The organism is Enterobacter adelaidei (assembly GCF_041937165.1).
GTDB lineage: Bacteria > Pseudomonadota > Gammaproteobacteria > Enterobacterales > Enterobacteriaceae > Enterobacter > Enterobacter adelaidei.
The window spans coordinates 1,498,967-1,521,915 of record NZ_CP154353.1 but is presented as its reverse complement, the minus strand read 5'-3'; the positions used below and the strand labels follow the sequence as shown (position 1 = coordinate 1,521,915).

At 52.7% G+C, this 22,949-nt stretch carries 19 protein-coding genes; 5 read left to right on the top strand and 14 right to left on the bottom strand.

Annotation, left to right across the window (positions count from 1 at the left end; translation table 11 throughout):
- Nucleotides 1-6 precede the first annotated feature (6 nt).
- Genes AAHF05_RS07320 through AAHF05_RS07305 form a run of 4 tightly spaced genes read right to left on the bottom strand, consistent with a single transcriptional unit; the run spans nt 7 to nt 6,304 of the window.
- Nucleotides 7-1,236 (bottom strand): winged helix-turn-helix domain-containing protein, encoded by a 1,230-nt coding sequence (locus tag AAHF05_RS07320; RefSeq protein WP_129324401.1) that lies wholly within the window; start codon nt 1,234-1,236, stop codon nt 7-9.
- 44 nt (nt 1,237-1,280) lie between these two features.
- Complete coding sequence (gene lpxK / locus AAHF05_RS07315) at nt 1,281-2,258, bottom strand: tetraacyldisaccharide 4'-kinase (protein WP_028019243.1); 978 nt, start codon at nt 2,256-2,258, stop codon at nt 1,281-1,283.
- On the bottom strand, nt 2,255-4,003 hold the full coding sequence (gene msbA / locus AAHF05_RS07310; RefSeq protein WP_028019244.1) for a lipid A ABC transporter ATP-binding protein/permease MsbA: 1,749 nt from the start codon (nt 4,001-4,003) through the stop codon (nt 2,255-2,257). The genes lpxK and msbA overlap by 4 nt, the downstream gene beginning before the upstream one ends.
- 36 nt (nt 4,004-4,039) lie before the next feature.
- Complete coding sequence (locus AAHF05_RS07305; protein WP_129324400.1) at nt 4,040-6,304, bottom strand: ComEC family protein; 2,265 nt, start codon at nt 6,302-6,304, stop codon at nt 4,040-4,042.
- On the opposite strand from AAHF05_RS07305, the gene AAHF05_RS07300 reads away from it, so the two are divergent.
- Complete coding sequence (locus AAHF05_RS07300) at nt 6,303-6,569, top strand: hypothetical protein (protein ID WP_129324399.1); 267 nt, start codon at nt 6,303-6,305, stop codon at nt 6,567-6,569. The two genes, AAHF05_RS07305 and AAHF05_RS07300, sit on opposite strands and share 2 nt — an antisense overlap.
- Here AAHF05_RS07300 and ihfB read toward each other — a convergent pair.
- From ihfB to AAHF05_RS07270, 6 genes are all read right to left on the bottom strand, one after another.
- A complete protein-coding gene (ihfB, locus tag AAHF05_RS07295) occupies nt 6,520-6,807 on the bottom strand; it encodes an integration host factor subunit beta (RefSeq protein ID WP_008499965.1) in 288 nt (95 codons plus the stop codon). The two genes, AAHF05_RS07300 and ihfB, sit on opposite strands and share 50 nt — an antisense overlap.
- 170 nt (nt 6,808-6,977) lie before the next feature.
- On the bottom strand, nt 6,978-8,651 hold the full coding sequence (gene rpsA, locus AAHF05_RS07290) for a 30S ribosomal protein S1 (RefSeq protein ID WP_008499966.1): 1,674 nt from the start codon (nt 8,649-8,651) through the stop codon (nt 6,978-6,980).
- Between the two features lie 111 nt (nt 8,652-8,762).
- The gene (gene cmk / locus AAHF05_RS07285) at nt 8,763-9,446 is read right to left on the bottom strand and encodes a (d)CMP kinase (protein ID WP_013097305.1); all 684 of its coding nucleotides are present in this window, start codon (nt 9,444-9,446) and stop codon (nt 8,763-8,765) included.
- Between the two features lie 185 nt (nt 9,447-9,631).
- Nucleotides 9,632-10,915 carry a 3-phosphoshikimate 1-carboxyvinyltransferase gene (aroA, locus tag AAHF05_RS07280; RefSeq protein ID WP_129324398.1) on the bottom strand — a complete coding sequence of 428 codons (1,284 nt, stop codon included), beginning with the start codon at nt 10,913-10,915 and terminating at the stop codon, nt 9,632-9,634.
- Between the two features lie 69 nt (nt 10,916-10,984).
- Entirely contained in the window at nt 10,985-12,073 is a 1,089-nt protein-coding gene (serC, locus tag AAHF05_RS07275) for a 3-phosphoserine/phosphohydroxythreonine transaminase (protein ID WP_129324397.1), read from the bottom strand.
- Nucleotides 12,074-12,235: 162 nt separating this feature from the next.
- The gene (locus tag AAHF05_RS07270; protein WP_374936447.1) at nt 12,236-12,928 is read right to left on the bottom strand and encodes a DUF421 domain-containing protein; all 693 of its coding nucleotides are present in this window, start codon (nt 12,926-12,928) and stop codon (nt 12,236-12,238) included.
- 126 nt (nt 12,929-13,054) lie between these two features.
- On the opposite strand from AAHF05_RS07270, the gene ycaO reads away from it, so the two are divergent.
- The 4 genes from ycaO (at nt 13,055) to pflA (ending at nt 19,357) form a co-directional block, all read left to right on the top strand.
- A complete protein-coding gene (gene ycaO, locus AAHF05_RS07265; RefSeq protein WP_129324395.1) occupies nt 13,055-14,815 on the top strand; it encodes a 30S ribosomal protein S12 methylthiotransferase accessory factor YcaO in 1,761 nt (586 codons plus the stop codon).
- A gap of 406 nt (nt 14,816-15,221) precedes the next feature.
- Entirely contained in the window at nt 15,222-16,079 is an 858-nt protein-coding gene (gene focA / locus AAHF05_RS07260; protein WP_008499974.1) for a formate transporter FocA, read from the top strand.
- Nucleotides 16,080-16,130: 51 nt separating this feature from the next.
- Nucleotides 16,131-18,413: a formate C-acetyltransferase gene (gene pflB, locus AAHF05_RS07255; protein WP_127730263.1), complete on the top strand. Its 2,283-nt coding sequence runs from the start codon at nt 16,131-16,133 to the stop codon at nt 18,411-18,413.
- A gap of 203 nt (nt 18,414-18,616) precedes the next feature.
- On the top strand, nt 18,617-19,357 hold the full coding sequence (gene pflA / locus AAHF05_RS07250; protein ID WP_010429226.1) for a pyruvate formate lyase 1-activating protein: 741 nt from the start codon (nt 18,617-18,619) through the stop codon (nt 19,355-19,357).
- Between the two features lie 35 nt (nt 19,358-19,392).
- On the opposite strand, the gene AAHF05_RS07245 is transcribed toward pflA, so the two are convergent.
- The 4 genes from AAHF05_RS07245 to AAHF05_RS07230 form a co-directional block, all read right to left on the bottom strand.
- Nucleotides 19,393-19,914, bottom strand: coding sequence for an anti-virulence regulator CigR family protein (locus tag AAHF05_RS07245; protein ID WP_129325309.1), 522 nt, complete (start codon nt 19,912-19,914; stop codon nt 19,393-19,395).
- Between the two features lie 123 nt (nt 19,915-20,037).
- Nucleotides 20,038-21,186 carry an MFS transporter gene (locus AAHF05_RS07240; RefSeq protein WP_129325307.1) on the bottom strand — a complete coding sequence of 383 codons (1,149 nt, stop codon included), beginning with the start codon at nt 21,184-21,186 and terminating at the stop codon, nt 20,038-20,040.
- Nucleotides 21,187-21,461: 275 nt separating this feature from the next.
- Complete coding sequence (locus AAHF05_RS07235) at nt 21,462-22,325, bottom strand: dimethyl sulfoxide reductase anchor subunit family protein (protein WP_129325305.1); 864 nt, start codon at nt 22,323-22,325, stop codon at nt 21,462-21,464.
- Between the two features lies 1 nt (nt 22,326).
- Nucleotides 22,327-22,944: a DMSO/selenate family reductase complex B subunit gene (locus tag AAHF05_RS07230; protein WP_017384545.1), complete on the bottom strand. Its 618-nt coding sequence runs from the start codon at nt 22,942-22,944 to the stop codon at nt 22,327-22,329.
- Nucleotides 22,945-22,949 lie beyond the last annotated feature (5 nt).

Sequence of the window (22,949 nt, the reverse complement as noted above, 5' to 3'; positions counted from 1 at the left end):
CCCTTTTCAGAGAGTGCCTGTTTCCCAGCCACTTCGGCAGGTTGTAAACAGTCCGTCAGGTACCCGCCCCATCGTCACGTTGCTGGCCCCCTGCCAGCGAGCAAAATCGCTTATAGCGGACGCTAACCCTTTTTCCAGACTCGCTGACACTCTGATACCCTCTTCCAGATAGAGTGCGATGACCTCAAGCGTGTCGGTTTTACGGTGCATTTTGGCGTCCATGCGCCCGACAAGTTGCCCCTTGTGCAGCAGAGGCAGAACAAAGTAGCCATACTGGCGCTTCGGTGCTGGAGTGTAGCACTCCAGTCGGTAAGTAAAACCGAACAGTTGCTCGGCTCTTTTTCTGTCCCAAACCACCGGATCGAAAGGAGACAGCACCGCGCTATGTGTTGCCTGAAGTTTTCCTTCCTGAGCCTGAGGCAGAAGCGGAAGTAGCTCCGAATGCAGCCACATTTCTCCCAGTGTTTCCACTGTGACGGGAACGACTCGCTGTTCGCGCTGCCATATTTCCAGCAATGGTTTCAGCGCGGGCTGACGCAGGCGGTAATAATCTGCCAGCCACTGTGGGCGGAAAATACCCAGACTGCGGGCACTGTTTTCCAGCATGACATCCTCAGCCGCTTCCTGAGTCAATAAGTCACGCTCATCGTCCCAGTGAGGCATCACACGATGGGTCAGGTCGTATACACGCTGAAAATTACGCCGTTCAATCACCATGACCTGGCCTGACGTAAACAGTCCTTCGAGATGGCGTTTGTGCGGCTTCCATTCCCACCAGCCACTCGTACCTTTTCGCGGATGCTCAAAATCGGCAGAACGTACAGGTCCGTTTTCCTGAATGTGGCGGATGAGTTGCTCAATCTCAGTTGCATGTTCCAGCATCCACTCTTGCCGGTACTTCCAGCCCATCTTCTCCGGAGCAAGCATCCGGTGACGAACCAGGGCAAAATCACTGCGAGGCAGGAAACAGGCTTCGTGCGCCCAGTACTCCATTAACTCCCCTTTGCTGAGAGCCTCATCCAGCCATTGCGAGGGATAATTCCCCAGACGGCTAAACAGCACCAGATAAGGGCTACGGGCCACGATGTTAATGGTGTCGATTTGAAGTAGCGACATGCGCTGAACGGTAGAGAGGATATCGGCAGATTGCGCGCGGCGACGGGGTTTTTTGAGTAACCCCTGCGCAGCAAGGTGCAAATTACGTGCGGCTGAAAGCGAGAGTTGCGGTAAAGACATGCGTTTTCCTGTCAGTCAAAGCGCCACCAGAACCGCGTAAGCCTTCACTTCACCAACGCGATCAGTTCCTTGAGTAATTGTTCCGGTTGCTCGCCGCTGAGTTCAGCGTCAACCGGCAGGTACCACCAGTTTTCTTTTGCAAAGGCACGGCATTTCACCGCATCTTTTTCGGTCATGATCAGCGTCTGTCCCGGCATAGTCAGGGCATCGACCTGCTGTTCCACCAGCGCCTGGTGGTCCGCCAGCGGCACACATTTTTCAAGCTGTGCGCCACACTGTTCCAGCGTCGTGAAGAAACGTGGAGGATGGCCAATACCGGCCATCGCCACCAGGGCGGGAAGTTGTGCAACTTCCCGGCGTTCCCCGGTCTGCAAATTCACCGCCAGACCAGGATGGAGATGCATAGGGATTTCACCCGTTTTTGCCACACCGCCATTCACAATGACCGCATCTACGGATTTCAGACGTGAAGCGCGTTCGCGCATCGGCCCGGCCGGCAGCCACCAGCCATTGCCAAAACGACGAACGCCATCAATAACCACAATCTCTTTGTCACGCGCCAGAGCATAATGCTGCAGACCATCATCAGTGATGATGATTTGTACCGCATGTTCTGCAAGCAGTGCCTGCACGGCGTCGCTGCGCACCGGAGAAACCGCAACCGGAGTGCCGGTACGCTGGTAAATTAAAACCGGTTCATCACCCGCTTCAGCAGTCGATGTTTCATCCGTCAGCAGCAGTGGGTAATGCGTTGCCTTGCCGCCATACCCGCGCGACACTACGCCGGGGCGTATACCGCGTTTTTGCAACTGTTCCACCAGCCAGATAACGACTGGCGTTTTACCGTTGCCACCGGCGGTGAGGTTACCGACAACCACTACCGGAACCGGCGCGCGCCATGCGCGTTTGAGCCCCAGACGATAAAGAAGACGAATGACGCCGCTCACCAGGCCGTACAGCCAGGAGAGCGGCAGAAGCAGTAGCCACAGCGGCGATTCACCGGACCAGATGCGTGCAATCATGCGCCAAACTGCATCTTATGAAGCTGGGCGTAAACACCACGGTGCTCCAGCAAATCAGTATGACTTCCGCGTTCAACAATGATGCCATCTTCAACCACGACGATTTCATCAGCCTGCTCGATAGTCGACAGACGGTGTGCAATCACCAGCGATGTACGGTTCTTTTGCAGTTCATCCAGGGCTGACTGAATCGCGCGTTCCGATTCCGTATCCAGCGCCGAGGTCGCTTCATCAAGGATCAGAATTGGGCTATCGCGCAGCAGCGCACGCGCAATGGCGATACGTTGACGCTGCCCACCGGAGAGGAGCACCCCGTTCTCACCGATTATGGTATCCAGTCCGTTATCCATCTTGTTGATAAAGTCCATTGCGTACGCCATACGCGCGGCGTTTTCAATCTGCTCGCGGCTGTATTCATCAGTGCGAGCATAAGCAATGTTGTTTGCAACAGTATCGTTGAACAGATGCACGTTCTGTGAGACCAGCGCAACCTGGTTACGCAGCGACTGCAGGGTGTACTCTCGCAGGTCATGGCCATCCAACAGAATCTCACCTTCGTTAATATCATAGAAACGGGTGATCAGGCTGGCAATGGTCGATTTACCTGAACCGGAACGACCAACCAGTGCAACGGTTTTCCCCGCCGGAATGGTCAGGTTGATGTTGCGCAGGGCCGGAGTTTCACGGCCAGGATAGGCGAAAGTGACATTGCGGAATTCGACATCGCCACGGGCGCGCTCAATCACGCGTGTACCTTCATCTTTCTCCTGCTCGGAATCCAGAATGCTGAAGAGAGTCTGACAAGCAGCCATCCCACGCTGGAACTGGGCATTGACGTTTGTCAGCGATTTCAGTGGACGCATCAGAGCAATCATCGAGGAGAAGACCACGGTGATAGTACCCGCCGTCAGCGTCTCCATCACGCTAGGGAAGCTTGCCGCATACAGAACGAATGCCAGTGCCAGAGAGGCAATCAGCTGAATAACAGGGTCAGAGATTGAAGAGGCCGACACCATTTTCATCCCCTGCAGGCGCATTTTGTTGCTGACTTTGTCAAAGCGGTGGGTTTCGACTTCCTGACCACCGAAAATCAACACCTCTTTATGTCCTTTCAGCATCTGTTCTGCACTGGTCGTCACCTGCCCCATGGTGTTCTGCATATTCTTACTGATATTGCGGAAACGTTTTGAGACGACGCGAATCGCAATAGAAACCACCGGTGCCAGAACGATAAGGATGATCGACAGCTGCCAGCTGTAATAGAACATCATCGCGAACAGGCCGATAATCGACGCGCCCTCACGCACAACGGTAATCAGTGCGCTTGATGACGAGGAGGCAACCTGTTCTGAGTCGTAGGTAATGCGAGACAGCAGCGTCCCGGTCGACTGTTTATCAAAGAATGAGACCGGCATGCCCATCATGTGACTGAACAGACGGCGACGCATAGTCATAACCACTTTCCCTGATACCCAGGAAATACAGTAGCTGGAGATATAGCTGGTGATGCCGCGTAAGATCATCAGTCCGATAACCACCAGAGGCATCCATAGCAACACTGAGCGATCCGTTTTACCAAAACCGTCGTCCAGTAACGGTTTGAGAAGCGATAGCATAAAAGTATCGCTGGCTGCGTTGAGGATTAACGCTACACCCGCCACGATCAAGCCTGGTTTAAAGGGCGCAATCATCGGCCAGAGTCGGCGGAAGGTTTGCCACGTGGAGAGATCTTTGTCGTTATGCATTCAAAAAACCAGCATTTGTTGAAATAGCCGCATATTCTACCCGTTATCTACGGGCGCGCCAAACCACTGATGATACCAACGTGGTAAAAATTGCTCTCGCAAGCGCAGGATTTGCCAGCGATGTTGCGAAAATGTCACCGATATTTGTCCAGAATGGGGGGTATCGTGCCAGATATATCCCTCTTTTCGATAACGTCGAACCACTTTCGCCGACGGAAATCGCCATGCGTTATAGCGTGCCGCCGAATCCAGGGCAATTTGCCCTTCTACCCGTTGAACCAGTGGCAATGAAGAAGACGTCTTACTGCCATGATGGGGTACCTGTATGAGTGTAGACGTCACATTACGCCAGTAATGGCTAAGCATTGCCTGTTCCGCTTGCGCTTCAATGTCCCCTGTCAGCAGAACACTCTGCTCGCCGTCGTCAATTTTTACCACACAGGAGTGGTTGTTTCCTTGAGCAGGATAATTTTCAGGTGGCCAATGGACGGCGAAGGTCAACCCCTGCCAAATCCATCTCTGCCCACGAAAACAGGGATGATGCCCTGCCTGGCGTAATGGACTTCTTATCCACAAATCAGGCCATGTTTTTTGCAGCGATACCAGCCCTCCCGCATGGTCAAGATGCTCGTGACTGAGAATTACGCCTTCTGGTCGCAGGTGATGCCAGCGGAGCCACGGAATAATTAACCGCTGCGCACTATCGCCACCTGGCCAGGCGAGCCCGGTATCATAGAGAATCGCTTTTCCCTGTCTTTCAATAACCATTGCCAGGCCCTGCCCCACATCCAGCATATGTAACGTCCAGCTATCGCTTTTTGCCGTTCGCCAGAGGGGAAATGTGAGTATGACACTTCCAGCCAGGCAAACGGCAGGAACACTGTTCCAGGCACGAAACCGCCAGCCAACAATGATAAGCCAGGGGAGTAATGTGAGGGACTGCCAGCGTTGATCCACATTTTGCCAGCCATCAGGCAGGCGCATCAGCAGCCACAACAATACCGCCAGAGACTTATCGGCTACAAACCAGATGGTACTTTCCAGGGCCGTCAGTGGAAGCAGATGAAGCAGCATACCGAGCAGGATCAGCGGGACAGAGACCAATGTCACCAGGGGAACGGCAAAGAGATTCGCAACCAGGGAAGAGATGCTGAAGCCATGGAAAATCAGGACCTGCAAAGGCATGAGCAACAGCAGCATTCCTATCTGAAGATAAAGCAGATTCAGTAGCGGCCGCATCCAGCGAGCCCGGTGTCCGTGAGGAAGAGGCAACCACTGAAACCAGAAAATCAGTGCGGCAACCGCAAAGGCTGACAAGAGCAGACTCTGTGAAAGCACAGCTAATGGATCGATTAGCAGGATCGCCGCAACACAGCAAAACCAGATCTCCCAGGGGGACCATTGACGGGCGGCGATCCGCAACGCCGCCAGCATAGTAATGGCGGTAACCGTTCGCAATGCCGGGGGTTGCAGACCAGTAAGCCAGGCGTAGAAGGCAGCAAAAACCACCCCAGCCAGCAGAGGCATCTGCCAGCGGATCCAGTGGCAGGGTAATAAAAACTGGAACCCACGTGCGAGTAGCCAGGCGATGGATGCTGCCATCGCAATATGCAGTCCTGAAATTGCCATCAGATGGAGTGTGCCGGTTTCCCGCATCAGGTCTTTTATTTCCTGGGGTACGTCCAGACGTTCTCCCATCCCCAACCCAAGGATAACCGCCCCCCATTGATAAGAAGAAAGCCGGTTTTGCAGTGACATCAGGTATTGAGCACGCAGGCTACAGCGTCCATCGACGAGTTCCGCATGGGTGAAGCGCCCACTCAGTGTTTGATGTTGGGCAAACGCGCTTCGCTGAAGATCGTAGCCCCCGTCATTTAATTCTCCATGTACAGGCCTAAGTCTGAGCGTCATGGCCCAGCGCTGGCCGGCACAAACCTTTTGCGGCAGTGCATTGCCATACAATGTTACGCCAGCCGATGTCCACCCGCGTTGGCCATCGACGCTGATAATCTTTCCCTGATGCATTGTTGAACCATCAGTGGCGGTGATCTCTACCTCAGCATGTACAGCATCTGACGTTAAATGTTGCATCGGCCAGACGCTCTCTTGAGCGGCAAGAATTCCCCATACGCAAAATAATAAACCGATCCCCACATATTTCAGTCGTACGCGCCGCTGCGCGGCCAGCCCTATTCCGCCAACAATCATTATCCACACGAAATAGCGTGGTGGCAGTTCAGGTAACCAGAGTAACGGAGTTATCGCCAGAATGGCACAGACGCTAATAGCGGGAATTCTCATGACTACCTCCCTGTCTCAGGAAAGGCAGTATGCCGGCAGGCAGGGTGAGCCGTCAGTTGAGAAAAATGCGTTTTACAGCAAGCGCTGTATTGATTTTATTGGTTTGCAGAAAACGAAATGGAAAATGCGCGGTTTCTTCAGAATTGAATCGATAAAGACAAAAAAAGCACCCGCAGGTGCTTTCTTTCGAACCCAGTTTAACCCGATGGCTAAACTCAGTTACCGTAAATATTGGCGCGGTCGCGCAGTTCTTTACCCGGCTTAAAGTGCGGAACGTACTTACCTTCCAGCTCGACTTTATCACCCGTTTTCGGGTTACGCCCGGTGCGTGGAGCACGATAGTGCAGAGAAAAACTACCGAAACCGCGGATTTCAATGCGCTCGCCCTGGGCAAGAGTGGAGGCCATATGCTCCAGCATCTCTTTTACGGCATCTTCCACTGCCTTGGCAGGGATATGCGGTTGCTGACTGGCAAGTCTTTCAATCAATTCTGACTTGGTCATGATTCCTCCGGTTCCTTTCAAACCAATTAGCTGAACAGCTCATTAAACAAGGGCGGCCGTAGCCGCCCTTTGTTATTGATTACAGGACGAATCCTGCAATCTGTCAAGTTTGCTCCTCATCCTTCACGCTGTAAATGCATTACAGCTCAAATGATGCTGAGAACTTGATATTACTCGCCTTTAGCTGCTTTGAAAGCTTCAGCCATTGCGTTGTTAGAGAAGTTTGCATCTTCCTGTTTGTTAACAGTTGCGATTGCATCTTTCTCATCAGCTTCGTCTTTAGCACGAACAGACAGGCTGATTGCACGGTTCTTACGGTCAACACCGGTGAACTTAGCTTCAACGTCGTCGCCTACGTTCAGAACCAGAGTGGCATCTTCAACGCGGTCACGGGAAGCTTCAGAAGCGCGCAGGTAACCTTCAACGCCGTCAGCCAGTTCTACGGTTGCGCCTTTAGCGTCAACTGCAGTCACTTTACCGTTTACGATTGCGCCTTTCTTGTTCAGTGCAACCCAGTTGTTGAACGGATCTTCTGCGAGCTGTTTAACGCCCAGGGAGATACGCTCACGCTCTGCGTCAACCTGCAGAACAACCGCAGCGATTTCGTCGCCTTTTTTGTATTCACGTACTGCTTCTTCGCCTGCAACGTTCCAGGAGATGTCAGACAGGTGAACCAGGCCATCGATGCCGCCGTCCAGGCCGATGAAGATACCGAAGTCAGTGATAGACTTGATTTTACCTTCAACACGGTCACCCTTGTTGTGGGTTTCCGCGAACTGCTGCCATGGGTTGTTTTTGCACTGTTTCAGGCCCAGGGAGATACGACGACGTTCTTCGTCGATATCCAGAACCATTACTTCCACTACATCACCAACGTTAACAACTTTGGATGGGTGGATGTTTTTGTTGGTCCAGTCCATTTCGGAAACGTGCACCAGACCTTCAACGCCTTCTTCGATTTCAACGAAGCAGCCGTAGTCAGTCAGGTTGGTAACGCGACCAGTCAGTTTAGTACCTTCTGGGTAACGCTTAGCGATAGCTACCCATGGATCTTCGCCCAGCTGTTTCAGGCCGAGGGATACACGAGTACGCTCGCGGTCGAACTTCAGCACTTTAACAGTGATTTCGTCGCCCACGTTCACGATTTCGCTTGGGTGCTTAACGCGTTTCCACGCCATGTCGGTGATGTGCAGCAGGCCATCAACGCCGCCCAGGTCAACGAATGCGCCGTAGTCAGTGAGGTTCTTAACGATACCTTTGACTTCCATGCCTTCCTGCAGGTTTTCCAGCAGCTGATCGCGTTCTGCGCTGTTTTCGGACTCGATAACAGCACGACGGGAAACAACAACGTTGTTACGCTTCTGGTCCAGCTTGATTACTTTGAACTCAAGCTCTTTGCCTTCCAGGTGCAGGGTGTCACGGACTGGACGAACGTCTACCAGAGAACCTGGCAGGAACGCACGAATACCATTCAGCTCAACAGTGAAGCCGCCTTTAACTTTGCCGTTGATAACACCGACCACAGTTTCAGCTTCTTCGTAAGCTTTTTCCAGCGTGATCCATGCTTCGTGACGTTTCGCTTTCTCACGAGAAAGCAGGGTTTCACCGAAGCCGTCTTCTACTGCGTCCAGAGCAACGTCAACTTCGTCACCAACCTGAATTTCCAGCTCGCCCTGGGCGTTTTTGAACTGCTCTGCCGGAATGGCGGACTCAGATTTCAGACCGGCGTCAACCAGTACTACGTCTTTGTCGATAGCAACAACAACACCGCGAACGATGGAACCCGGACGGGTTTCGATTTCTTTTAAGGATTCTTCAAACAGTTGAGCAAAAGATTCAGTCATGTTTAATCTTCAGGTTAATATTAACGTCCACCTGGCTCCGTGCCGGATGGGGTTGTTTCACATACCCGCCGTCAATCCATTGCAGCGGGGGTACTGCTAAATCGGTCGCGATTACGCGAGTGCCAGTTTTTGGCGCGCATATTGTAGCGCTTTTTCAATCACTTGCTCAATAGTTAAACTGGTTGAATCCAGAACTAATGCATCTTCTGCAGGAACAAGTGGGGCGACGGCGCGGTTACGATCGCGGTCATCACGCTCTTTTATCTCGGATAAAAGGCGATCAAAGTTAACACTAAACCCCTTCTCCTGCAACTGAAGCATGCGGCGTTGAGCGCGTTCTTCAGAAGAGGCGTCAAGGAAAATTTTCACTGGCGCATCAGGGAATACCACGGTTCCCATATCGCGTCCGTCGGCGATCAGACCCGGGGCTTCACGGAAAGCGCGCTGACGGCGTAACAACGCCTCGCGAACGCGCGGGAATGCTGCAACCTGAGAGGCCGCATTCGCGACTTCCTGAGTACGAATTTCGCCACTTACGTCTTCCCCTTCCAGGATGACTTCCAGGTTGCCATCGGTCGAGACAAAACGCACATCCAGATGCGCAGCCAGCGGGACCAGCGCTTCTTCAGACGCAACATCCACATGGTGATGCAGCGCTGCCAGAGCCAGCACGCGATAGATTGCTCCCGAATCTAAAAGATGCCATTGCAATGCTTCCGCCATCGCTTTGCACAGAGTACCTTTCCCTGCGCCACTCGGACCATCAATGGTGATTACCGGGGCAACTGCCGTCATCTTTTTCTCCTTAAATAAGGCATACCGTTTACATGAACGCCGCGCATTATACGCGCCAACGTGCGCAACTGTTACCTTTGCGTGCAAATTACGGAATGATTGAAGCAGAGTGTAGAAGAAATGAACGGAAGTGTTCGTCAGGAAACGTAAGGAAATGCCGCATCAGATGATGCGGCAAAACATCATCAGGCCAGCGTGCTAATGCGCGCCAGTTGCTCAAAGTAGTCAGGGAAGGTTTTCGCCGTACATTTCGGATCAAGAATGGTAACCGGCGTGTCGGACAGCGCCACCAGCGAGAAACACATCGCCATACGGTGATCGTTGTAGGTCCCTATTTCTGCAAACTGCAGTTTGGCGGGTGGTGTGACGCGAATGTAATCTTCGCCCTCTTCCACTTCAGCCCCCACTTTACGCAGTTCGGTTGCCATCGCGAACAGGCGGTCGGTCTCTTTCACGCGCCAGTTATAGATGTTACGCAGCGTCGTGGTGCCTTTCGCAAACAGGGCTGCCGTTGCAATGGTCATCGCCGCATCCGGGATATGGTTCATATCCATATCAATAGCCTTCAGCTCGCCATGGGTACAGGAGATAAAGTCATCGCCCCAGGTCACAACCGCGCCCATTTTCTCAAGTACATCAGCAAAACGGATATCGCCCTGCACGCTGTTTCGGCCAATACCGGTCACTTTTACCGTGCCGCCTTTAATCGCACCCGCGGCCAGGAAGTAGGACGCGGATGACGCATCCCCTTCAACCAGGTAGTTGCCCGGCGACTGGTACTGCTGTGCCCCGCGCACCACGAAGCGCTGATAAGACTGGTTTTCCACCTCAACGCCGAAGGTCTTCATCAGGTGCAGCGTGATATCAATATACGGTTTGGAGACCAGCTCACCTTTAATTGTGATAACCGTGTCCTGCGGCGCCAGCGGCGCGGCCATCAGCAGTGCCGTCAGGAACTGGCTGGAGACGCTGCCGTCAACCTCAACGTGACCGCCGGTAAAACCTCCGCGCAGACGCAGCGGTGGGTAGTTTTCCTGCTCCAGATACGCAATCTGCGCGCCGCCCTGGCGAAGCGCATCCACCAGATGACCAATCGGGCGCTCTTTCATGCGCGGCTCGCCGGTCAGCACAATATTGTTGCTGCCCAGACACAGGGCTGCCGCCAGAGGACGCATTGCGGTACCTGCGTTGCCCAGAAACAGTTCCAGCTCTTCACCCGCGCGCAGTGCACCGCCGTTGCCGGTCACTTCGCAACGCGTGCGGTCGTCAGACAACGTGTATTGAACTCCCAACGCTTTCAGCGCATTGAGCATGTGGCGTACGTCATCGCTATCCAGCAGGTTTGTGAGGACAGTGGTGCCGTTTGCCAGAGCTGCCAGCAGCAGAGCGCGGTTCGAGACACTTTTTGAACCAGGCAGATTGATGGTGCCATCTACCCGCGCGATAGGTTGTAACGTCAGGGATTCCATGAAAACTAAACTCTCAAATCAACATAATAAAAACCCCGCAGCAGGGCTACGGGGGTGAAAACAGCGTAATTAACCGTGGCGACGTTCAAAGTCGATCATGAAATCGGTCAGAGCTTTAACGCCTTCCAGCGGCATCGCGTTATAGATGGAGGCGCGCATACCGCCAACAACACGGTGTCCCTTCAGCGCATGCAGGCCGGCCGCGAAGGACTCTTCCAGGAAGACTTTATCCAGGTTGCTGTCTGCCAGCTGGAACGGCACGTTCATGCGCGAACGATTGGTTTTCGCGACATCGTTACGGTAGAAATCGCTCTTGTCGATGACGCCATACAGCAGTTCAGCTTTCTGCTGGTTAACTTTGTCCATCTGCGCCACACCGCCGTTTTGCTTCAGCCATTTGAACACCAGACCGGAGAGGTACCACGCAAACGTTGGTGGAGTGTTGAACATAGAATCGTTATCGTTCAGCACGGTGTAATCGAGAATCGACGGACAAGATTTATGCGCTTTCCCCAGCAGGTCTTCACGCACGACGACGATAGTCAAACCGGCCGGACCAATATTTTTCTGCGCGCCCGCATAGATAACACCGTAGCGGCTGACATCAATTGGCGCAGACAGAATGGTGGAGGAGAAATCCGCGGCAACCACGACATCGCTGCCGAAGTCTGGCGTCTCGTCGATGGCAATCCCGTCAATGGTTTCGTTCGGGCAGTAGTGCAGATACGCTGCATTATCAGAAAGCTGCCATTCGCTCATTGGCTTAACGGCACGCAGACCGTCAACGGTCACTTTGGCGTCGATAACATTTGGCGTGCAGTATTTATGCGCTTCTTTAACGGCACTTGCCGCCCAGTAACCCGCGTCAACATAGTCAGCCGTCGTTTTGTTACCGAGGATATTCAGCGGTACACCTGCAAACTGACCGCGTCCGCCGCCGTGACAGAACAATACTTTGTAGTTCGAGGGAATATTCAGCAGATCGCGAAAATCCTTTTCTGCCTCTTCCGCCACCTGAATAAACTCTTTACCCCGGTGGCTGATTTCCATCACCGACGTACCGAGACCGTTCCAGTCACAAAGTTCCTGTTGGGCCTGTTTAAGCACGTCTGCCGGTAACATTGCCGGACCTGAACTGAAATTAAAGACTTGAGCCATTTCCCCTCACCACGCTAAAAGCCATAAGTTATAACTGTGGATATCGGTTTTATCATTCAGTGACACGCGCCGCAATGTCTAAAACTTATGGCCGGCGAAATGTGTCCCGCGTCACACAAAACAATCTACCGCCTCGCCAGGACAAAACCGACAAAATGGCTGTCAGGTAAGCCGTTTGGCCCGGCTAACCTTTGACCATTCCGGATTTGCGCAGCGGGGGCATAATTGACGATCGCCCGGCTGCATCGCAACCACGTGGCTGCATCGTATGCAAGCATAGTCGCCAGCTTCAGGAACCGTTCTGAAACGTTCGATCAGCATGTCCGGTAAAATACAGAGACCGGGCTTGACGTCCTCGTCAGAATAGTAATAAACGCTGATCTGCCCGTTGGTTTCCATTATTGCCAGACGTACCTGCCCGAGCTGTTCCACGCTATTCAGGCGTAGCTCCATAAAGAATTCAAACTCGGTCATGTTGGCACTTTTTACATTTTCCCAGGCCAGCTGGCCGTCCTCGACGATAACAATCGGCTTCCCTTCAAGCAGGTCTTCCAGCTTTTCGCTTTTCGACATCAGCCACATGACAAGACGGTAAATAAGCGCCAGTGAGACAAAGACAATAAACACCGGCACCATTGGCACATCATCATAGAAGGCAACGTCACCCGCCGCGGATCCCAGCGTCAGGATAATCAATATCTCAAAGAGCGACATCTGCCGGACGCCACGACGGCCCGTAATCTTGAGAAACAGAAAGACCAGGACGAAGGTATACAGACTGCGCAGAGCGACTTCGCCTAAAAACTCGGGAGGGACTTTATCAAACGCCATCCGATGGAGATCGAAAGCTTTCATTTTTCTATGCCTTACAGTAGGTTACTGGCTATAAGCATAGCTCAGGCATTTATTTTCGCCGAAAATAGCACCTGTCACGCAAAACCCGTATCATTGCGCGCTTTACGTACGATAAAAGTGAACGCCATGACTCAAACATTTATCCCCGGCAAAGACGCCGCCCTGGAAGATTCCATCGCTCGCTTCCAGCAGAAACTGACCGACCTGGGCTTTAACATCGAAGAAGCCTCCTGGCTCAATCCGGTGCCTCATGTCTGGTCCGTGCATATTCGCGATAAAGACTGTGCCCTGTGCTTTACCAACGGTAAAGGTGCAACAAAAAAAGCGGCACTGGCCTCTGCGCTGGGTGAGTATTTTGAGCGTCTGTCCACCAACTATTTCTTCGCTGACTTCTGGCTGGGCGAAACCATTGCTAACGGCCCGTTTGTTCACTATCCAAACGAAAAATGGTTCCCACTGACCGAAGATGACGAACTGCCGGAAGGGATCCTCGACGCGCGCCTGCGTGCCTTCTACGATCCGGAAAACGAACTGACCGCCAGCATGCTGATCGATCTGCAGTCCGGCAACGACGAGCGCGGTATCTGCGCCCTGCCGTTTACCCGTCAGTCTGATGAGCAAACCGTCTATATTCCGATGAACATCGTCGGCAACCTGTATGTCTCCAACGGTATGTCCGCCGGTAACACCCGCAATGAAGCGCGCGTGCAGGGTCTTTCCGAAGTCTTCGAACGTCACATCAAAAACCGCATTATTGCCGAATCTATCAGCCTGCCTGAAATTCCGGCAGACGTGCTGGCGCGCTACCCGGGCGTGGTGGAATCCATCGCCAAACTGGAAGCAGAAGGTTTCCCAATCTTTGCGTATGACGGCTCGCTGGGCGGTAAATACCCGGTTATCTGCGTCGTGCTGTTTAACCCGACCAACGGCACCTGTTTCGCCTCCTTCGGCGCGCACCCTGACTTCGGCGTGGCGCTGGAACGTACCGTCACCGAACTGCTGCAGGGCCGTAGTCTGAAAGATCTCGACGTGTTCACCCCGCCAACGTTTGACGATGAAGAAGTGGCCGAGCATACCAACCTCGAAACCCACTTCATCGACTCCAGCGGTTTGATCTCCTGGGATATGTTTAAGCAGGACGCAGACTATCCGTTCGTGGACTGGAGCTTTGCCGGTACCACTGAAGAAGAGTTCGCCACGCTGATGGCGATCTTCGACGCGGAAGATCAGGAAGTCTATATTGCCGACTACGAACACCTTGGCGTCTACGCCTGCCGTATTCTGGTGCCAGGTATGTCCGACATCTACCCGGCTGAAGATCTGTGGCTGGCGAATAACAGCATGGGCGCGCATCTGCGCGAGACGCTGCTGGCTCTGCCGGGCAGCGAATGGGAGAAAGAAGATTATCTGAACCTGATCGCCCAACTGGACGAAGAAGGTCACGATGACTTCACCCGCGTACGCGAACTCCTGGGTCTGGCTACCGGTAAAGACAACGGCTGGTATACCCTGCGCATCGGTGAGCTGAAAGCCATGCTGGCCCTGGCGGGTGGCGATTTGGATCAGGCCTTGGCCTGGACCGAGTGGACCATGGAATTCAACCAGTCGGTCTTCTCTGCCGAGCGCACCAACTATTACCGCTGCCTGCAAACGCTGTTGTTGCTTGCACAGGAAGACGATCGCGAGCCGCTGCAATATCTGAATGCCTTCGTACGGATGTACGGTGCTGAGGCGGTAGAAGCGGCCAGTGCGGCCCTGAGTGGCGAAGAGCCGTTCTATGGTCTTCAGGTTGTTGATAGCGATCTGAAAGCCTTCCCGGCGCACCAGTCGCTGCTGAACGCCTATGAAAAACTGCAGAAAGCAAAAGCCGCTTACTGGTCAAAATAAGCGCACATAACATTAGCAGCAGTAGGCGTATTCAATCGTCTGGGCTATATTACGGGGCAATTTCATTGCCCCGTTTTTTATTTTCTTCGGCAATGATTGTTGATTGTAATAATAAAGTTAAACATGGGTAAATATAATAATATTAACCCGGGCTTTACTGTTACTTTTTATGGTAAATACTCCATATTAATTAACTGTTTTAGAGGTGGCCGAACGAAAAAATTCAACTCTTTTCATAATTTTTAAAATTTATTTTTATACGGATAATCAAATACTTACTCCGCATTTGTTGTAAAACCATACACACTGCGGGCCTATAAGCCAGGCGAGATATGATCTATATCAATTTCTCTTCTATAATGCTTTGTTAGTATCTCGTCGCCGACTTAATAAAGAGAGAGTTAGTGTGAAAGCTGACAACCCTTTTGATCTTTTACTCCCTGCTGCGATGGCCAAAGTTGCCGAAGAAGCAGGTGTCTATAAAGCAACGAAACACCCGATGAAGACGTTCTATCTGGCGATCACGGCTGGTGTGTTCATCTCTATCGCTTTCGTCTTCTACATCACTGCCACCACCGGTACTGCTGGAATGCCTTTCGGCATGGCTAAACTGATTGGCGGTATTTGCTTCTCACTGGGTCTGATTCTTTGCGTTATCTGCGGTGCCGACCTCTTCACCTCAACGGTGCTGATTGTCGTAGCGAAAGCCAGCGGAAGAATTACCTGGGGTCAGCTGGCGCGTAACTGGCTTAACGTCTACGTGGGTAACCTGGTTGGCTGTCTGCTCTTTGTTTTGTTGATGTGGCTTTCTGGCGAGTACATGACCGCCAACGGTGGCTGGGGGCTCAACGTCCTGCAAACTGCCGACCACAAAATGCACCACACATTTATCGAAGCCGTTGCTCTCGGCATCCTCGCTAACCTGATGGTCTGCCTGGCTGTATGGATGAGCTACTCGGGTCGCAGCCTGATGGACAAAGCCTTAATTATGGTTCTGCCAGTTGCGATGTTTGTTGCCAGCGGCTTTGAGCACAGTATCGCGAATATGTTCATGATCCCAATGGGTATTGTCATCCGCGACTTTGCAAGCCCGGAGTTCTGGACCGCAGTTGGTTCATCCCCGGAAAGTTTCTCTCACCTGACTATTATGAATTTCATTACTGATAACCTGATCCCTGTCACTATCGGGAACATTATCGGTGGGGGTCTGTTAGTTGGGTTGACATACTGGGTCATTTACCTGCGTGGCGACGATCATCATTGATGGTTTTCTCAGGCAGTAAATAAAAAATCCACTTAAGAAGGTAGGTGTTACATGTCCGAGCTTAATGAAAAGTTAGCCACAGCCTGGGAAGGTTTTGCGAAAGGTGACTGGCAGAATGAAGTAAACGTACGTGACTTCATTCAGAAAAACTATACCCCGTATGAAGGTGACGAATCCTTCCTGGCTGGCGCAACTGACGCGACCACCAAGCTGTGGGACAGCGTAATGGAAGGCGTTAAACTGGAAAACCGCACTCACGCGCCAGTTGATTTCGACACCTCCGTTGCTTCCACCATCACTTCTCACGATGCTGGCTATATCAACAAAGCCCTTGAGAAAATCGTTGGTCTGCAGACTGAAGCACCACTGAAACGCGCAATCATCCCGTTCGGTGGTATTAAAATGGTTGAAGGTTCCTGCAAAGCGTATAACCGCGAGCTGGACCCAATGCTGAAAAAAATCTTCACCGAATACCGCAAAACCCACAACCAGGGCGTATTCGATGTTTACACCAAAGACATTCTGAACTGCCGTAAATCTGGCGTTCTGACTGGTCTGCCAGATGCGTATGGCCGTGGTCGTATCATCGGTGACTACCGTCGCGTTGCACTGTACGGTATCGACTTCCTGATGAAAGACAAGTACGCGCAGTTCGTTTCCCTGCAGTCTGACCTGGAAAACGGCGTGAACCTGGAAGCGACTATCCGTCTGCGTGAAGAAATTGCTGAACAGCACCGCGCGCTGGGTCAGATCAAAGAGATGGCGGCTAAATACGGCTGCGATATCTCTGGTCCTGCTACCAACGCACAGGAAGCTATCCAGTGGACCTACTTCGGCTACCTGGCCGCAGTTAAGTCTCAGAACGGTGCAGCGATGTCCTTCGGTCGCGTATCCACCTTCCTGGATGCTTACATCGAACGTGACCTGAAAGCAGGCAAAATCACCGAGCAAGACGCTCAGGAAATGATTGACCACCTGGTCATGAAACTGCGTATGGTTCGCTTCCTGCGTACCCCAGAATACGATGAGCTGTTCTCCGGTGACCCAATCTGGGCAACTGAATCTATCGGCGGTATGGGCGTTGATGGCCGTACTCTGGTAACCAAAAACAGCTTCCGCTTCCTGAACACCCTGTACACCATGGGTCCTTCTCCGGAGCCGAACATCACCGTTCTGTGGTCTGAAAAACTGCCTCTGAACTTCAAGAAATTCGCCGCTAAAGTGTCTATCGACACCTCTTCTCTGCAGTACGAGAACGATGACCTGATGCGTCCGGACTTCAACAACGACGATTACGCTATCGCTTGCTGCGTAAGCCCAATGGTTGTTGGTAAACAAATGCAGTTCTTCGGTGCGCGTGCAAACCTGGCGAAAACCATGCTGTACGCAATCAACGGCGGCGTTGATGAAAAACTGAAAATGCAGGTTGGTCCTAAGTCTGAGCCGATCAAAGGCGACGTCCTGAACTTCGACGAAGTCATGGACCGCATGGATCACTTCATGGACTGGCTGGCTAAACAGTACGTCACTGCACTGAACGTTATCCACTACATGCACGACAAGTACAGCTACGAAGCCTCTCTGATGGCGCTGCACGACCGTGACGTTATCCGCACCATGGCGTGTGGTATCGCAGGTCTGTCCGTTGCTGCTGACTCCCTGTCTGCAATCAAATACGCGAAAGTTAAACCAATTCGTGACGAAGACGGCCTGGCTGTAGACTTCGAAATCGAAGGCGAATACCCGCAGTTCGGTAACAACGATTCACGCGTTGATGACATGGCGGTTGACCTGGTAGAACGTTTCATGAAGAAAATTCAGAAACTGACTACTTACCGTAACGCTATCCCGACTCAGTCTGTTCTGACCATCACCTCTAACGTTGTGTATGGTAAGAAAACCGGTAACACCCCAGACGGTCGTCGTGCTGGCGCGCCATTCGGCCCAGGTGCTAACCCAATGCACGGTCGTGACCAGAAAGGTGCTGTTGCCTCTCTGACCTCCGTTGCTAAACTGCCGTTTGCTTACGCTAAAGATGGTATCTCTTACACCTTCTCTATCGTTCCAAATGCGCTGGGTAAAGACGACGAAGTGCGTAAAACTAACCTCGCGGGTCTGATGGATGGTTACTTCCACCACGAAGCGTCCATCGAAGGTGGTCAGCACCTGAACGTGAACGTGATGAACCGTGAAATGCTGCTCGACGCGATGGAACACCCTGAGAAATATCCTCAGCTGACCATCCGTGTATCCGGCTACGCAGTACGTTTTAACTCCCTGACTAAAGAACAGCAGCAGGACGTTATCACCCGTACTTTCACTCAGTCCATGTAAGTGGAATTGACTGAAATCACGCGTTAAAAAGCGTACAATAAAGGCTCCACGCAAGTGGGGCCTTTTTAGCACTCTCTCCACCTCAGTCTCTTTTGTCCGCTATCTATACTTAATGGATAACAGCCAAAACAGACTTAACACAGCCGGTTTTGAGCTGTGCATACACAGGCCCCGGACGGGCCGATGCTGGAGATATCACCGCAATGTCAATTATTGGTCGCATTCACTCCTTTGAATCCTGTGGCACTGTCGATGGCCCAGGTATCCGCTTTATCACCTTTTTCCAGGGCTGCCTGATGCGCTGCCTGTATTGCCATAACCGCGACACGTGGGATACGCACGGCGGCAAAGAAGTGACCGTTGAAGATTTAATGAAAGAGGTGGTGACCTACCGTCACTTTATGAACGCGTCTGGCGGCGGTGTAACCGCATCCGGCGGTGAAGCCATTCTTCAGGCAGAGTTTGTTCGTGACTGGTTCCGTGCCTGCCGCAAAGAAGGCATTCATACCTGCCTGGACACTAACGGCTTTGTACGCCGCTACGATCCCGTTATTGACGAACTCCTGGAGGTGACCGATCTGGTCATGCTCGATCTCAAACAGATGAACGATGAGATCCACCAGAACTTGGTGGGCGTCTCCAACCACCGCACGCTGGAGTTTGCCAAATACATTGCCGATAAAGGCATCAAAACCTGGATCCGCTACGTGGTTGTGCCAGGCTGGTCAGATGACGACGACTCCGCGCACCGCCTGGGGGAATTCACCCGCGACATGGGCAACGTCGAGAAAATCGAGCTTCTGCCCTATCACGAGCTGGGTAAACACAAATGGGTGGCCATGGGTGAAGAGTACAAGCTCGATGGCGTGAAGCCGCCGAAGAAAGAGACGATGGAACGCGTCAAAGGCATTCTTGAGCAGTACGGCCATAAGGTGATGTATTAAAGATAAGCCCGGTGAAAACCGGGCTTTTTTATATTCTATTTAAAGACGCCGTTAATCACGGACGTCACAATGGCTGTACTCAGCGCAATTAAGACCAGATCGTCACCCACTACCCGCCACTCATAGCCTGGATAGGAAGGAAGCTGGCCCAGCATAGAGGCCGGCACGGTTTTCTTCGCAATACCCGGAGGCAACGGCTTGCCGCGCGCCAGGTTTTTCGCGATACCCGGAGGCAGAGACTTATAGCCCGTTAGGCCATAATTCAGCGCCAGATGGCGGGCATGATCGAAACTCACGCGAGCATCAACATCGTTACCGACATCTTTACTGCTTTTAACGCTCTTATCCGATTTTCCAGGGTTATCCTGACCGTTATTTTTCTTATTGCCATGGTTACCAGAATTTCCGTTACCATGACTGCCGCTATTACCCTGTCCGCCGCCGTTTCCGTGACCATTGCCATTCCCGTTTCCAGGATTAGCCATGACCGGAGCCGTTGCAAACGTTAAAGACAACACTACGGCAAGTGCGGTAGCGGAAAAACGACGAATAGACATGATTGCTGCCTTATAGTGGTAGGACTCACATGAATTATCGCCTGGCGCAATAAACAAACAATAAGTAAAACTCTTAGTTGTGACTGGGACAAAAAAGCCTGTCATCGACAGGCTTTTATTTAATCAGGCATGTGCCACAGGCGTAGGATGTTCGCCCACTTTGCGCAGCAGCATTAAGAGATAAATAAACGATACGCTGGAGATCATGATAAACAATAAATTATCAGAGTAATTCTGCATCAGCATCGCGGTAAACGTTGGCCCTAATAAACTGCCGATGGTATAGCTCAGTAACAGCGCCTGGTTCATTGCCACCAGCTGGTGATGTTCTACTTTCTCACAGGCCCAGGCCATCGCGACCGGATAGAGCGTAAAGCCGGCGGCCCCGAGAATAAACAGTGCAGGCGCCATCGCGGCGTTGCTGAGCATGGCTAGACATCCCAGGATCACCACGAAGACCTGAACACGCAGTACCAGCAGACGACCGAAACGGTCCGCCAGTCGGCCAATCGGCCATTGCCCGACGATCCCTGCACTCACCATGACCGCCATCCAGAAACCGATCCCGGAGTCGCTGACGCCCTGATGATTTAGATAGAGCGGCATCAGGCCATAGAGTGAGCCCAGTACAATCCCCGAGATAATGCAGCCGTTAACGCCCAGCCGCGCCTGACGGAGTCTCAGCATCGGCCAGACGTGGGTTGCTTCCTGGTGTTCGCTGTTCTGGTTCACAATGCGCGTAAAGAGCAGCGGCAGGATCGCGGCCAGCACCATACCCGTTACCCACGGCAGAACGCTCATCAGGTCGGTTGGCAGCTTGCTTACCATCAGTTGTCCCAGCACGGTGCCGACGTAATAAACCATCATGTAGGCAGCCAGCAGGCGACCGCGGTTGCGGGAGGTGCCGCTGCACATCAGCGCACTTTCAACGACCACCCAAATCATCGCGCAGCCAACACCGGCGATAAAGCGCCATGCCATCCAGCTCCAGAAGCCGACCATCAGGCCCAACCCCGCACACCCGGCAGCGAAAATCAGCGAGGCCAGATAATAGCTGCGGTTAAAGCCAAAGCGCTTGATCAGGCTCCCGGTCACCAGCGTACCCAGCAGGTTCCCGGTAAAAAAGGACGAGCTGACCATACCTACCTGCCAGGTCGGTAAGTTTTCATGGGCGAGCCACAGCGGGACGAGCGTATTTAACACTGCGATCGCCAGGGTCAACAGAAGCAGGCCACAGAGCAACAGCAGCACTGGCCGGGTATAGGTGGTCATGGGTTAAAAACCGTGAGGAAGTTCAGATTTCGTGCGCATCATGCCACTGGCAAAAACAAAGTCAATCCACTGATTTAGCCGCCTCGCACAATATGTTCCCTGTCGATTTAAAAAACTTATCCTGCTAATGCCACGCCTGCTATAGATATTAATTATGTCTCTGTTTTCATTTATTAATGGGCAAAATTAAAACAACACGACAGTCGAAAAATTTCATGATCGAAAAAAGAAAAAGCCGGGCACTCAGGCCCGGCTTGATATAACCAAATACAACATTAACTGGCGATAGCCATACCTACAGTCATATGCAACCCGTAGAACACGCCGCGACCAATCAGTTCACCCGCCAGTACCAGCACAAAAGCCAGTGACAACAACGGCAGCGCAGGCTGATAGCCTTTGAGCTGAGGAGCAATCCAGAATACCAGCGCAGCGACCAGCAGGACGATACGCCAGGCCATCAGCGCACCGTAGTCCGGCACCAGGGCAGAGGCCTGCTGGATAGAGCTGTGAATGGTTGCCAGTTCAGAACCCTGCATCAGGGCGACCATCGCACTCACTACCAGCGCCAGAAGCGAAACAGCGGGCAGCAAACGCATAGCCCATCCGTCGACACCCGCCACGCGCAGCAGCAGGTAGCCCAACAGCGGCCCGCCGATAAACATCGTCAGGAAGAAACTCATCGGCGTCCAGACGCTGTACCAGGTGGGAACGGTATCAATGGTGTTGTACACGCGCACCATCATCCATACGAATACCACGCCCAGCACCATGGTCACGATCAGCCACAGGCTGCGCATACCCGCAGGCAATTTTTTCAGCGCTGCCAGCAGCCATCCCAGCCCACCGACGGCGAAGAAAATCGCCCCGCTGGCAATCTCATTACTGAGTGATGAGGCCCCCACGCGGTTCAGGGAGTTAAACGCGCGCATCGGTGAACCGAGGTGCAGCGTTGAGGCAATAAAACCAATCCCCATCAGTACCCACAGACCAAACATACTCAACACGAGACGCTGCTGCTGTTCAGCACTGAGGTTGCCCTTTAACAGCGCCAGGGCGAGCACGATAAACCCGCCTGCAACACATTGCCCAAAGACCGTGAAGATCATCAGCGGCCATTCATGCCATCCACTTCCCATCTCACACCTCCTTCGGATTAGCCAGGTAGCCGGTGGTGTCACCTGTTGGACGGCTGTTGGCGTTAGGTTTAATCACAATGCTCGGCTTCGTGAAGTGCGCAGACGGCAGCGGTGCCACTGCGGCAAGCTGACCGTGTTTTTTACGCAGTTCTTCAATTGGGCCAAAGTCCAGCGCGCGCAGCGGACAGGACTCGACGCAAATCGGTTTTTTGCCGTCCGCCACGCGTGAGTGGCAGCCGTCGCACTTGGTCATATGACCTTTGGCGGCGTTGTACTGCGGCGCGCCGTACGGACAAGCCATATGGCAGTAACGGCAACCAATGCAGACATCTTCATCCACGACGACGAAACCGTCATCGCGCTTGTGCATCGCTCCACTCGGACAGACCTTCGTACAGGCCGGATCTTCACAGTGGTTGCAGGCAATCGACAGGTAGTAGGCGAAAACGTTTTGATGCCAGACGCCGTTATCTTCCTGCCAGTCACCCCCGGCGTATTCGTAGATACGGCGGAAGCTGACGTCCGGGGTCAGATCTTTGTAATCTTTACAGGCCAGCTCGCAGGTTTTGCACCCGGTGCAACGGCTGGAATCAATAAAAAATCCATACTGGGTTGTCATCGGTT